Annotated in this window: 11 protein-coding genes and 2 pseudogenes; 4 read left to right on the plus strand and 9 right to left on the minus strand. The window is 52.5% G+C overall.

Annotated features, from left to right (window positions below; translation table 11 throughout):
* Nucleotides 1–466 precede the first annotated feature (466 nt).
* On the minus strand, nucleotides 467–688 hold the full coding sequence (locus tag W02_RS22085) for an esterase-like activity of phytase family protein (RefSeq protein ID WP_197742181.1): 222 nt from the start codon (nucleotides 686–688) through the stop codon (nucleotides 467–469).
* Nucleotides 595–1,445: pseudogene (locus W02_RS21285) on the minus strand (esterase-like activity of phytase family protein). Before W02_RS21285 ends, W02_RS22085 begins: the two are co-directional and overlap by 94 nt.
* A 368-nt stretch (nucleotides 1,446–1,813) precedes the next feature.
* Here W02_RS21285 and W02_RS08130 point away from each other — a divergent pair.
* Nucleotides 1,814–3,316 (plus strand): GH1 family beta-glucosidase, encoded by a 1,503-nt coding sequence (locus tag W02_RS08130; RefSeq protein WP_173046558.1) that lies wholly within the window; start codon nucleotides 1,814–1,816, stop codon nucleotides 3,314–3,316.
* Between the two features lie 994 nt (nucleotides 3,317–4,310).
* Here W02_RS08130 and W02_RS08135 read toward each other — a convergent pair.
* Both W02_RS08135 and W02_RS22090 read right to left on the minus strand, forming a co-directional pair.
* On the minus strand, nucleotides 4,311–4,661 hold the full coding sequence (locus W02_RS08135; RefSeq protein WP_173046560.1) for a hypothetical protein: 351 nt from the start codon (nucleotides 4,659–4,661) through the stop codon (nucleotides 4,311–4,313).
* An 18-nt stretch (nucleotides 4,662–4,679) separates the two neighbouring features.
* A pseudogene (locus W02_RS22090) lies at nucleotides 4,680–4,925 on the minus strand (SDR family oxidoreductase); the annotation flags it as partial.
* A gap of 393 nt (nucleotides 4,926–5,318) precedes the next feature.
* Here W02_RS22090 and W02_RS08140 point away from each other — a divergent pair.
* Complete coding sequence (locus W02_RS08140; protein ID WP_173046562.1) at nucleotides 5,319–5,627, plus strand: hypothetical protein; 309 nt, start codon at nucleotides 5,319–5,321, stop codon at nucleotides 5,625–5,627.
* A 270-nt stretch (nucleotides 5,628–5,897) separates the two neighbouring features.
* On the plus strand, nucleotides 5,898–6,305 hold the full coding sequence (locus W02_RS08145; RefSeq protein WP_173046564.1) for a response regulator: 408 nt from the start codon (nucleotides 5,898–5,900) through the stop codon (nucleotides 6,303–6,305).
* Between the two features lie 80 nt (nucleotides 6,306–6,385).
* Here the strand turns inward: W02_RS08145 and W02_RS08150 are convergent, their stop codons facing one another.
* Together W02_RS08150 and W02_RS08155 are read right to left on the minus strand one after the other, a co-directional pair.
* A complete protein-coding gene (locus W02_RS08150) occupies nucleotides 6,386–6,775 on the minus strand; it encodes a surface-adhesin E family protein (RefSeq protein WP_173046566.1) in 390 nt (129 codons plus the stop codon).
* A 53-nt stretch (nucleotides 6,776–6,828) separates the two neighbouring features.
* Nucleotides 6,829–7,206 (minus strand): response regulator transcription factor, encoded by a 378-nt coding sequence (locus W02_RS08155; RefSeq protein WP_173046568.1) that lies wholly within the window; start codon nucleotides 7,204–7,206, stop codon nucleotides 6,829–6,831.
* Nucleotides 7,207–7,456: 250 nt separating this feature from the next.
* Here W02_RS08155 and W02_RS22095 point away from each other — a divergent pair, with 250 nt between their 5' ends.
* A complete protein-coding gene (locus W02_RS22095) occupies nucleotides 7,457–7,918 on the plus strand; it encodes a response regulator (RefSeq protein ID WP_173046570.1) in 462 nt (153 codons plus the stop codon).
* Here W02_RS22095 and W02_RS08165 read toward each other — a convergent pair.
* The 3 genes from W02_RS08165 to W02_RS08175 all read right to left on the minus strand — a co-directional run bounded on the left by W02_RS08165 (nucleotide 7,814) and on the right by W02_RS08175 (nucleotide 12,224).
* Nucleotides 7,814–8,596, minus strand: coding sequence for a DUF2934 domain-containing protein (locus W02_RS08165; RefSeq protein WP_173046572.1), 783 nt, complete (start codon nucleotides 8,594–8,596; stop codon nucleotides 7,814–7,816). The two genes, W02_RS22095 and W02_RS08165, sit on opposite strands and share 105 nt — an antisense overlap.
* Nucleotides 8,597–8,764: 168 nt before the next feature.
* Nucleotides 8,765–9,886: a PepSY domain-containing protein gene (locus W02_RS08170; RefSeq protein WP_173046574.1), complete on the minus strand. Its 1,122-nt coding sequence runs from the start codon at nucleotides 9,884–9,886 to the stop codon at nucleotides 8,765–8,767.
* A 37-nt stretch (nucleotides 9,887–9,923) separates the two neighbouring features.
* Complete coding sequence (locus tag W02_RS08175; RefSeq protein ID WP_173046576.1) at nucleotides 9,924–12,224, minus strand: TonB-dependent receptor; 2,301 nt, start codon at nucleotides 12,222–12,224, stop codon at nucleotides 9,924–9,926.
* Nucleotides 12,225–12,485 lie beyond the last annotated feature (261 nt).

Here is a 12,485-nt window from a genome sequence, read left to right on the forward strand (position 1 = left end):
GACAACGATCGAACTCCAGTGTTGTTGCAAAGAATTGAACCTCTCAAGTGGATCTGCCAGGAATGTGGGCACAAATGGCTCGATGAGCCGATCCAGTAGCATTCGGCCGTACCAATCATGTCAAAAGAAAATGGTCCTCATTGATGCACTGTAGCCCGAAGGCGGGTGTTGGTGCAGCTATTGAAGTGCCACGTTACTCAGAGACGGAACTCTGAATGATCAAGCCGTATCACTTGAATCGATGCCTGGATCTTCTAAATCAACCGCTTACCCTGCTGACTGAGCATGCGATGGCCGAATGTCTGAGACCAGGTTTGAATTTGGCGGTCTCTGCGCTTGACCTACCGAAAGGTGCCATCTCTTTTTTCCCACACAGGTACGCCCAGGGACTGAGACTGCCAGAATAGTTCCAGTCCTTAGTTTAGCGTTCATTCATCATTCTCCCCGATCGTCGTCGTCTCCATCCTTATCCTGTGATGTCGATTCGGAAGAGCTTCTTATTCGGCGGCGAAAATTCTGCACCAACACCGACGCCCCGATTGTTGCGCTCCCGAACGAGAAATTCATGGTCATTGATTGCCATGAGCGTGGAAATCACGCGCCCCTGGCTTGAGCCTTCCATCTGGTAAGCATATTGGGCCACGGCAGTGCCGGATTCGGTGCTGAATTTAACAATACGATTGCACACACCGTTGCCTCCCCCTCGTCCAGCATGGCACTTTGCAGCATGGCATAGATGAAGGCGCCATCTGGGCTGATCGCTAGGCCTTCGAAGCCGCGGTTAGTCCGCTTTCCTTTCATGTTCCCGGTACCATTCGCGAAATTTAGCATATTTGAGTCGCTGCGAGGGATGAGATTGGCAGGAGTTAAGAAAGTTCGAAGTCTTTTCCCGTTTTCTTTAAATTCATAAACGATGGGGCCATACTCATCCGAAACAAAAAATGGTGGTTCTTGGGTCCGATGACCAACCCTTCAGGATCGAAGGCATTGCCTAACACATTGGTGGGGCTCGGAGCGATTCCATCCAGAGGATTGCCGAATTCATCTTTAAAGATGATCGTGTCGAGAATCTTGAATTTACCAATGGCTCCTGTTTTCTTGTCCACTTTCAATCGAAAACGCTGCACTCTTGTTTCATAGTTGAGGAAGCCTCCTCCTGGTCCACGGCCGGAAAGGCCCCACCATTCCTCGCGCTGAGGGTCGTAATAAATATCGGAAAAGAAGCCAACGCGACCTGTGTTTGGAGTCTTACCTCCACTTCGGTCGAGCATGGCCCCGTCAAGGGTGAAACCGTTGACGAATTCCGGCGTGGCTCCGACAGGGGCGGGCATTGTTGCGAGGACCGCGGCTATGGCCATGCCAATTGTCACTTTACGAAGACATCTCATCATCACCTCCGATGCTCGATCTGAGTTTAGGTTCTCAAAAAATCTGCTGAGAGGCATGGCACGCACCTGCACTGTGTAAATTTACACGTAAATTTGATCCGTAAATTGCCAATACTCTCGTGAATGCGTCTCGCGGTAACCTCACCGCTTGGCGTGAGAACGAGTTGCATGGATCGCTGATCGTTACTAACTGATTGTCTCTTGAGGAGTCGTTTCCTCTCCAGATCATCTCATCTACGACGTCTGTACGCGTGGCAGCAACAATCTCAAAAGCCTTAGCGATTTTACCCATTAGGGTCTTGGTATTTTGCTCGATTCTCGCCAGTACCACGTCAAACATCGCCTGGCAATTTTGACAGTGTTCTTCACCGATCGCCTTCACGCATACTATTGCCCATATTCCATACCTTCCAGGAGGTTCCGATATGGGTACTCCGTTTACTCGACGAGATTTTGTGAAACTGACCACTGCAGGCATGCTCGGCGTGCTGGCAGCCAACCACGCCTCAGCCGCTCAGCGGAGCGCCACAAGAAGTCCTCAGTCCCCCTCCGTGCGACCGTTTCCCAAAGGATTCTTATGGGGGACTGCCACGGCGGCGTATCAAATCGAGGGTGCATGGGCTGAGGACGCGAAAGGCCCATCGATCTGGGACACATACGCCCACACTCCTGGGAAGATCAAGAACAATGAGAATGCAGATGTGGCCAACGATCACTATCATCGCTACCAAGAAGACGTGCAATTAATGAAGGCTCTCGGGGCAAAGGCATACCGTTTTTCGATCGCCTGGCCACGGATTTACCCAGAGGGAACGGGCCCAGCGAATCCGAAAGGCTTGGATTTCTACAATCGGCTGGTGGATGAGCTCCTCACACATGGGATCCAGCCGTATGCGACGCTTTATCATTGGGACTTGCCCCAAGCGTTGCAGGACAAAGGAGGCTGGCAGAACCGGGATACGGCCAAGGCGTTCGGAGACTATGCCGGCTACATGGCCGAGAAGCTCAGCGACCGGATCACACACTTCTTCACGATCAATGAATTCCATTCGTTCGTCGATATGGGCCACCGAGGTCTCGAAATGGCAGTGGGCGGGAAGACGGTCTCGATTGAACTCGCGCCCGGCATGAAACTCTCACCGGCCGAACTGAACCAGGTACGGCACCATGCAGTACTCGCCCATGGTCTGGCGGTGAATGCGATCCGAGCGAAGGGGAAAAAGGGAACCAAGTGTGGGCCTGCAGAAAACATTACGATCCCCGTCCCACTGATCGAATCACCAGAGCACATTCAAGCGGCGGAGAGGGCTACGCGCGAAATGAACGCGGGTTATTTGACTGTGATGTTAGAGGGTCAATATCTCGATGCGTACCTGAACGCTGCCGGTAAAGACGCTCCGAAGGTCACGGCAGACGACCTGAAGATCATCGGCACACCGGTGGATTTTGTGGGAATCAATGTGTACCGGCCGAGCATCTACGTACTGGCCTCCGATAATGCCCCGGGGTATCGCGAGATCCCGTTTAACGCCTCACACCCGAAGATGTTGTCCTCCTGGCATGTCCTTGGGCCTGAGGCAATGTATTGGGCTCCTCGGTTTGTGCACTCTCTCTGGAAAGCCAAGGAGATTTACATTACCGAGAATGGCTGCGCCGCCGATGATACGTTGGCTGAGGACGGTCAGGTGTACGACACTGACCGGGTCATGTTCCTCCGGAACTGCCTCACTCAGCTTCAGCGGGCGACCGCCGATGGGGTGCCTGTTAGGGGCTACTTCTTGTGGAGCATGATGGACAACTTCGAATGGAGTGCTGGATATGGGAATCGGTTTGGGCTGATCTATGTGGACTTCAAGACCCAGAAACGGACACCGAAACTGAGCGCATCATTTTTCCGAGAGGTCAGCGTTCGAAATGCACTAGCGTAGCCTATTCGACCAGTTGCCGACGCAGGTGTGGAGTAATGGATTGCACGGTGGAAAGCCTAGATTCGATGATTCAACATACCGCTAACGGCATGTTGGGGGCCGTGATCGTCGAATCTCGGTAAGTGTTTATTGAGCCTGATCCTCATCCAGAGCTTTTATAAGCTGGCACTACGCCACGGAGCCCGGGTTATCCACGGATAGCCTTGAGAATCTTGTATCGACACATAAAACATATTGTAACCTCTGATGAACCAGGGAACGAGGGGTAACCGAACTCCTCAAATGTCGTCCAGATTGGACAAAGGATGGTCGCAGTCTGGTTTATAAGCCGAGAGTCTTAGCAGCTCAAAGGAGTCTATGGCCGATCAGGTCTATAAGCTTGACTGGCCAAACCACCTTGGAGCCTGGTCACAATCCACTTGTGACATACCCGCCCTAGGCTTCGTGATGCAGAAAGCGTCACGAAGTGTCGTATTGTGACGATCCTAGCGTCACGCTGATTCGCATTACCTCTAACCAGAGTCCTCGGCCAGGTGAGTGTTTCAGCGAACGCAGGGACTCGTCCAGAGACAGAAAGATAGTCTATTCTATGGCTATGACAGATAAGGAACGAGCCCAACGCTATCGAGAGAAACAGAAAGCAGCCTTAGCCGCGATCCGAGCAGCCGACAGAGAGGCCGAAGTGCTCAAACGAGTCTTGGAGTCGGAACAGAATCCCCTCTTAGTCCAGGTTAAGAAATACTTCCTAACCAGTGAGATCTTTGCAGAAGAGGTTAAAGGACTGGTGCGGAAAGAGAGGTCTAAGAGGGAAGCGGCAAGTCGAGTCCGTTGAGATGAACGGGTCTATTGGCCGGTCGGGGAAGAGGGTCTATCCTCTGACCGACCAACCCGCCCTACCTCACCCATGATTCCGTAGGCAACCCAATGAGGAGACGCATGTAAGGCACGGGGCCGTGCCTCTATTTCTCTTATTCTCTTTTAATAGCTTGCTGTGTTAACCCACTTTGTTTGAAACCTGTCCGAAAAGCTTTCTCCCGAAGAATTCAGAGAACAGCGTCGATCCCACCAGGCCTAAGAAACTGATGGCACCCCGTCCGCGCCATAAGCCATACAGCGTCCAGCCAAGACCAAAAGCGCTGATCAGAGACCGGAGGGCAGGAGGCAAAGAGCCTGCTATCGAATCGGGTGGTATAGATGGTGCGAGGGACGTCATGGCTTCTTTGGCCTGAACGGACGATTTCTTTACGGCATCCTGCACCGGAGACAGACTTCGCTCAGGATAGTTGCGATAAATAAGATAGGCGCCAATGCCTGCTGCAGCGAGGATCGCGGTCGAAGGTTTCATGGTTCCTCCTCATACACGTTACGCATTTACAATTGTGCCCCCATTCGGATGGAGATCTTGTCCGGTCAGATGGGACGAATCCTCTGATGCGAGAAAGACATAACTGGGTGCCACCTCTTCCTGGCTCATCGGGCCTGTCCAACGGGACGTTGGTTCCAAAAGACTTCACTTTGTCCGGCGGAATGTGGCCGGAATCAGTGGAGTCCATATAGGTCCAGGTGCAACGGCATTTACACGAATGCCTTTTGTCTGTATTGCCTGCGAAGTCCCATGCGCTCCTCCTTCTATTTTTCATTGCGCGCAGTGCGCAGGCAGTCCAGTGCAAACGGAGAGCCAAGTGAGAAAGGGCTCAAAATGAGTTCAATTCGTCGTGTCGCCAGTGGCTAAGTTGTCTTGTCCGGACAGGCTGTCCGGATTTTGAAGTACGCCGAAAATGAAATAGCAACATAAATGAATACTATTGCGAGCGAGGTCGCCTTGGCGATTTAATGAGGCCGTATTAATACTTATTTTCTTCCTCGTCTCTCATTCGGACCTTGACCAGTAGAGATCTCGTACTATCTTCGATCTCTGTAAGTTGCAGTCACCTCGCTCCGTCCACTTTCAACACAATAGAGGCACTAGGCCTATCTACCTGATGACAGGAGGATGTATCCAATGACTCCACCGAGCCTTTCGAAGATGCAATTGCGGGTATCGGACACGGCGATTGAAGTCTCCTTTCGTTGGAAAATCGCACCTCCCTATTGCAGGGTGCGACTGTATCGCACGCCAACAGATCCTCACCCTGTTCTCGTCAACACGCCGATGGGATACGGCACCATAACCTTGCAGGAGCCTCGGACGTTATATTTTGAATTCATCAATGATCCTGGAAATATCACTGTCTATACGGAAAGCTGGCGAGAACCCCAGACCACTGAACCTTCTCCGGATGAAGATTCCCGGGAGGCATTGCCCCAATAATTCTGGTGATGCTGCTCATCGCGTTACCTGGTGACGGATCATAGGCTTCGAACAGAACGCTGAGAGGAACTCTGAATTGAATTAGGATTCGAGAAGGACGGATCTATGTGCTGGCGAACAATCGACAGGAAGGGGAAATGCCATCCAGACTACTCGTGTCATGTACGTAACATTTCTCGGCATGGACAGTTCACGCCCTCCTCGCTGGACTGCAACCCCTGACGTCAGTATAGCTGGAAGGAAGAAGGCCTGACGATGCTTCCCCGGGTTTTGATCATCGATGATGATGAGGACACGCTTCAATTACTGACCGAGTTGATTGCGCGTGAAGGCTGCGAAATCAGCACGGCTCTCGATGCGGAATCTGCGCTATGGGAAATTGGCGTTGCGCGCCCTCATCTCCTCCTCATCGATATTCATCTGCCAGACATGAACGGTGTCGCCTTGTTACAAGAATTACGAGCGGCGGGGATTCAAGAACCCGTGGTTCTGCTGACGGCAGGGGGGTCAACAAGCTTGGCGCTGGAAGGCATGCAGGCCGGCGCATTTGATCTCCTCAACAAACCGTTTCTCATCAGTGATCTTCGCTTAGTGGTGCGCAGAGCGCTTTCCCTTCCGCGTGAACCGCCACCACCAATGTCTTCCCCATCTGATCCTTTCATCTCCGGCGCGGCATGATCGTGCATCCGTTTCCATCGCAGCGCGCTTGAGATGGAATGAGCATCTCCCTACTAATTAGTTTGGCATTTCATCTGAACCTATGACGGATTCGGCGTAGCACACAAGAATGCCCACAGTGCATGTAGGGGAGAATTGGGCTGCACGGCTGCCCACTCCTGTGTGCTTGAGTTGGCGAGCTGCGTCTGCCCACTTCCCATGTTTCCGGAAAATTGAGCGAGTTGAAGCCTGCGGCTTTGGAGTCGTGCACAGTGGAATTCTGTTTCCATCATCACTGATAAGTAGGGTTTGCCTCCCGTGAGTTGCGTCGTCTTAAAATCCAACAACTGCCAGACCGTTACGAATTCACCGGAACGACTGATCGTCTCCGGATTGGCGTAAATGGTCAGTCTCTCGCTGTCAGCACTGGCCACCTTGACCCAGTCAGCGAAGACGGGAGAGCTACTCAACCAGACAGCGCCGATCAGCATGAAAAGGATCCGGGGAAGGTGAAAAAGGAACAGTATTTCCTTCCTTGCCGTCATCATCGCGACCTGTGCTTCGCTATGGCTTTCAGGATCTCAAGCTCCAAGTGCTCAGCCACCGCCCCTTTCAGCACAAAGGCATCCGCGCCGGCCTTGCGCATCGCCGGCTCGGCAAGCGGGTCTTCATCTGCGGTCAGACCAATGACAATCATCTCGGGATACGCTTGTTTGACCATTCTGGTCGCCTCGACACCGCCGCACACTGGCATATGGACATCCATGAGAATGACATCAGGACGCTTCGTATGGGCCAACTCCCACGCCTCAAGGCCCTGATTCCCTTCTCCGACGACCTCAAAATCGGGATAGGTCTGAAGCACCTCAATTAGGGTTTTCCTCATTGGCGCGAAATTATCGACAACGAGCACTCGGATCATCGAGAACGCTTACCCAGTTTCCATTAGTTGGCTTCAGTGAGAAGTAGTGCAAAGGGAAGACCAGCAATGGGATCTATGAATATTCAGAGCGATCCATGTGTCCGGCGGTTTTTGGCAGAGTGCTAAGTTGTCTTCAATCGGACAATCTGTCTGTTGTATTAGTATTTAGTGAGATTGTTGATGTGTCCAGGGCATTTCGTAAGAGGGATCTCGTTATCCTTGTCCATCACTCACTCACCCTGGGTGGGTAATGTCGGCTCTTCCCGAGGTCATACTGGTGGACGATGATGACGACACATTGCCCCTGCTCACCGAGCTTATTTCCAACGAAGGATGTGAGATCACGACGGCCACCACCGCAGAGGCTGCGCTTCGCCACTTTGCGACACGGCACCCGCACGTGTTGACCGGAGATGTTCATCTGCCGGGAATGAATGGATGGGCGCTTCTGAAGAAGATACGAGCGGTGCAACCCGATGTGCCCATCATCCTATTGACTGCCGCGGGCCCTCGACTGCTCGAGGCAAGAGCAACAGGCACGGCCGTCAGCCCCTACCTCCTGATCCAATCGTGCCAGGTTCGGCTTAGCCACAGGACACGATGGCAGCTAAACCGATCCGCCCTGGGGCGCACTGAGCAACTGCAGTTTGACCAGGCGCTCTGCCTCAAGCCAATCGTCCACCTCGGTCAGTGCGCGACGGCTTTCATATAATTCATAGGCTTTTTGTGCGACACGCGCTCTGAATTCTTCGTGCGTGAATACTGAGCCTATTGAAGGACTCCCCTGCTCGGCTAAGTTGGCTTGAGCAGGAAGTGGGTAGTGCTTGGGCAATTTCTTGACTGGCTGTCCGGCCAATTTCTCGTCTTTTGAACTTGGTGACCTCACCACATTGGTCTTCCCAACCGCACGCTTGGCTGTCTCACTGTTCTTCGGCTTTTTCATTTGTAGTCCTTGTGTGTGATTATTTGTTGGCCATCCGGGCGTAACACATCCCCGTTTGGTAATATCGCTATTCATTGAGCACAGCTCAAGATTGTAACCCTTCGCTTTGAGATTCTTCTCGCCGTCCAGGCGATAGTAGGCAACGCCCTTTTTCCCGTCTGTCAGCACGATGGTGGCCTCGCAATATCGTGAACGATCGTAATAGTCTGGTGAGGGGGTATATTGATTGACTCTTACCGGAGCGACGGTAGTTCCGACTTCGTGAGGATTCTCGATCGAAAAGGCCTGCGGTATTTTGGCCATGTTCAAGTGGAGCGAGTACCACTCTTTGAGTTTATTCAACACAGACTTCTTGTCACATTCCGGCAACGGTCCCGCTATCGAGATGCCTGGGGTAGCCGCAACAGTCAGGAGGATCGCTCCTATGATTAGTCTCAATGCCATCATGGCTATTCTCTAGAAAAAGATCCCTCAACTGTTGCCGTTCGGAAGGACGATCCTGAAGAAACGAGAAATTGAAGTCAAGACAGTGGGAATGGATGCACACAAAGCCCATTGGTTGGAGGGTCACACCCCCTATCTATCTTCAATTTCGGCCAAAAAAACCGAGTTCAGCTATGTCGTAGTTGAAATCGACTCTGCTTCCGCTAGAAAGACATCAATTGATAAGTACCACTTCTTCCACCATAAAGAAAGTCCAGTGATCAGCACCACAATCGTAATTCCATCAAGAATCGCCCAGATGATTTTGAGCGGCATCCCGCCATAGTCACCGAAGTGTAGCGGTTGAGATACGACCAACGCGGTTAGATACCATGGCAGCGACCGTTGGTCCGTCAGTTTTGCGATCCGTGCATCGATGAGCAGTGGAGTCAGAATACGAGAAGTCAATGGAGTTTGGCCACGCATGAAAACCATATAGTGGTACGGAGTGGCGATGACCGTACCGGGAAACCCGACGAATCGAACGACCATGTTAGGCTCTGCCGCTTGGGCTGTATCCACAACAGAATCTACAGATGCGAACGACGTTGGAGCGGGCTTACCGGTCCAGGGTGCAAGCATTCCTGCAAGTTCTGTTTGTTGCCAATAGGCCAGGAGCGGACGCTCTAACGTGTTGATCACGCCGGTTGCGCCGACTACGAGAACCCACAGCACGGTCGCGATACCGAACAGATTATGAAGATCGAGCCAGACCAATCGTGAACGTCTCTCCTGCCGAATCCCGCCAAACGGCAGTTTACGCATAAACGGTCCATAGATGATGATGCCGGAGAGGACCGAAGCGAGGAAGACTACGCCCATTGTGCCGAGCAACAACGTGCCCGCGAGACCGGCAAAGAGCTCGACATGAAGCTTGAAGAATAAATTGGTGAGGCCCTCATTGGCAGGGGGTGCATGAAGAAACGCCCCTGTACGCGCATCGTACATGTAAATCCCGGTGGTATCGACTGAGGCTGGTGTGGCTGCCAGCGAGACAAACCAGGCCGGATGCTCGTCATCCAAGGTCAGGAATTGAACTGCATCATCGGGCCGCCGGGCGTGCGCATCATCAACTAGAGTCTGTAGAGTCACACGTGTTGCGTCCATTATCTGCTCGGGCGGCACCACGGCTTCCCCCAGCCACGCGGCAAGTTCATCACGAAAGATCAGTGGTAGCCCAGTGAGACAGAGAATGAACAGAAAGACGGTGCTGATGAGACTGGTCCATTTGTGGACAAAGTACCAGTTTTTCATAACAAAGCGGACATCACTGGTTCGTGCTCCCCCAATCCTAAAAGAATTCCAACTTCAAGGAGCCCAGTACGCTTAGCGGAGCACCAGGAAATGCAGACGCGCCGCGAGATTGCTGGCCTCCATAAAAATACTCTTGATTAAGGAGATTCAAAAAGTTCAGTTGAGCCACGAGATTGGTATGAGGGAAGACCTCTTGTTTGCGGTAATACAACGCGGCATCCGTACGCACATAGCCAGGAAGATAAAACGAGTTGGTGACATCTCCCGCTCGTTGGCCAACCGCAAAGAAGCCTATCCCGGCCCCAACTCCCTGCAATAGCCCACTCTGAATGTCGTACGTGGTCCAAAAGCTTCCCGTATTCCTGGCCACGAGCGGCAATCGATTTCCGACGGCGATCGTCGTATCCTCAGTAATCCGCGCATCCGTATAGGCATAGGTGGCAATGACTTTCCATCCCGGCACTAATTGCGCCGCGATGTCGAATTCTACACCCTGGCTTCGCTGTCCCCCCGTCTGAACGAGGAGGAACGGATTTGAAGGATCGACGACCGGCACATCTTGCTTATTGATGCGGTACACGGCGAGCGTCGAAGTTAAACGATCAGGTAGGATCACCGTTTTAATCCCGGCCTCGTACTGAGTCGCGGTCGTGGGTTTAAAGACGTTGGAGACGGCGGAAAAGGGACTAAAGGTCGGTTGAAACGAGCGCGTGACATTGGCATACAACGAAATCGGCGCAATCGGTTGATAGGCCACACCGATGCGTGGGCTAAAGCCAAAGTTCTCTGCTTTGGTGACATCGGTTCCCACGGTGCTGTTCTGATAGAAATAATCTCCTCGCGCACCGACCAAAACTTGAAAGTTATCCAGGATGGAAACCTGATCTTGAATGTAAACCCCCGCGGCATTCGCGAACATTCTCGAGTTCGGGAGGAAAAACGGATCATTCGGCTCAGGCGACTGATTGTAGATGGGATTGAAGATATCGAGAGAGTTAATTGGCGCGAAGCCGAATCCGAGGGACGCTGACTGCCGACCGAGTTCGACACCGCCCAAGAGTTCGTGCTTGATGGAGCCGATGATCACCTTACCGATGACGTCGTTTCGCCAGTAATAGCTTGAGACATCGGGTGTGAGCGCAAAGTAGGAGCGAGCCAGTGTTTGATTGTCGGCTAACAGCCCGTCTGAAAACGCGAAATTCCCGTGAATACTACTCTCGTCTGCTCGGAATTGGCTCTCAATGCGCCAATTGTCGTTAAATCGATGGGCCAGCAAGAGGCTGACCCTCCCCTCCTTGGTCTTTGACAGGTTATAGGACTCTCCGAGGAACCGACTGCGCGGTAATGGTGCGATCCCCTCGCCGAGTGCAGGCAGGCCAGCGTCGAACGTTGATCGATCATGGATATATTCGCCTTCGAGCGTGATTGTCGTATTGTTGCTCGCCTTCCACTGGAATACCGGAGCGATGAAATATCGCTGACCTTCCACGAAATCGCGATAGCTCTCTCTATTCTCGTAGGCACCATTGATGCGAAAGAGCAGTGTCTTGCTCTCATTCATTGGTCCGGTCACATCGACCATCGTGCGATAGTAATTGAAGCTGCCGATGATTTGGTCAATGGAGGCATACCGGTCAGCCTGTGGCTGCTTCGTCATGATGTTGATAATGCCGCCGGGTTCGCTTCTGCCATAGAGCACAGATGCTGGCCCTTTCAGAACTTCCAGACGTTGAACGTTGGCGATATCGCGGAAGGTCAGTACCTGGTTCGTGTCTTCATTGCGGAGGTTGTTCTTGAAAAAGGCACAGGGGAAGCCGCGACAAAACATCTTATCGTTGTTGGCTTCTCCTTCATTCGATTGAGCAATGGCGATGCCGCTCACGTTGCGGAGCACTTGGTCCATTCGAATGGCACGTTGATCCTGAATTACTTTCTGCGTCACGACGCCAACTGACTGAGGGATCTGAATGAATGGAGTATCGGTCCTCGTGGCTGTGCTGGATTCTTCCGCCACGTACGACCTGGTGTCGTCGTCTCGGCTCACAGTATCCTTCACCACGACCTCTGGAACCTTGACTGGCTTCTGAGCATTTTGGCCAGTGGTCCCATTCTCTACTGCTGCTCCGGTCGCTGCTCCAGCGGCTCCTCCCCCAATCACACCAGGCGCAACGACACCGGTGTTCCCATCAGACTTAACGATCATCACCGTTCGGGGATTTGTGAATTTATACGTTAAACCTGTATGCGCCAGGAGGAGTTCCAGGGCATCCTTCGTCGCATGAGTGCCTGATACCCCCTGTGTCTCTACCCCTTCTGTCAACTTCGAATCGACTAGCATTTCTAATTGCGTCACTTCTGAAAATTGCAAAAGGGCTGAGGAGAGGGATTGCGGAGGGATGTTGAATGATCGTTCCGCTTGCGCAGATGCTAAAGATTCACGAGGTTGGGCGAGTGAATGGGGCGGGACAACCGCCACAACTGCAATGGTTGCGGTTAAGCATGCAACAAGTAACGAGCATTGAATAGCCCATGGCATTCCAGTGGGTCCGCCCATCCTTTTTCCCTCCCAATGAGAGTTCTTCTCAATCTCAATTACACA

It is taken from the genome of Nitrospira sp. KM1, from assembly GCF_011405515.1.
In the GTDB taxonomy this organism is placed as follows: Bacteria; Nitrospirota; Nitrospiria; order Nitrospirales; family Nitrospiraceae; genus Nitrospira_C.

Bases quoted from the DNA above. Each gene is read 5' to 3' on its own strand.
- W02_RS08170 (WP_173046574.1), bottom strand. From the start codon at position 9,886: ATGAAAAACTGGTACTTTGTCCACAAATGGACCAGTCTCATCAGCACC.
- W02_RS08140 (WP_173046562.1), top strand. From the start codon at position 5,319: ATGACTCCACCGAGCCTTTCGAAGATGCAATTGCGGGTATCGGACACG.
- W02_RS08175 (WP_173046576.1), bottom strand. From the start codon at position 12,224: ATGCTAGTCGATTCGAAGTTGACAGAAGGGGTAGAGACACAGGGGGTA.
- W02_RS08155 (WP_173046568.1), bottom strand. From the start codon at position 7,206: ATGATCCGAGTGCTCGTTGTCGATAATTTCGCGCCAATGAGGAAAACC.
- W02_RS22095 (WP_173046570.1), top strand. From the start codon at position 7,457: ATGTCGGCTCTTCCCGAGGTCATACTGGTGGACGATGATGACGACACA.
- W02_RS08135 (WP_173046560.1), bottom strand. From the start codon at position 4,661: ATGAAACCTTCGACCGCGATCCTCGCTGCAGCAGGCATTGGCGCCTAT.
- W02_RS08130 (WP_173046558.1), top strand. From the start codon at position 1,814: ATGGGTACTCCGTTTACTCGACGAGATTTTGTGAAACTGACCACTGCA.
- W02_RS08165 (WP_173046572.1), bottom strand. From the start codon at position 8,596: ATGATGGCATTGAGACTAATCATAGGAGCGATCCTCCTGACTGTTGCG.
- W02_RS08150 (WP_173046566.1), bottom strand. From the start codon at position 6,775: ATGCTGATCGGCGCTGTCTGGTTGAGTAGCTCTCCCGTCTTCGCTGAC.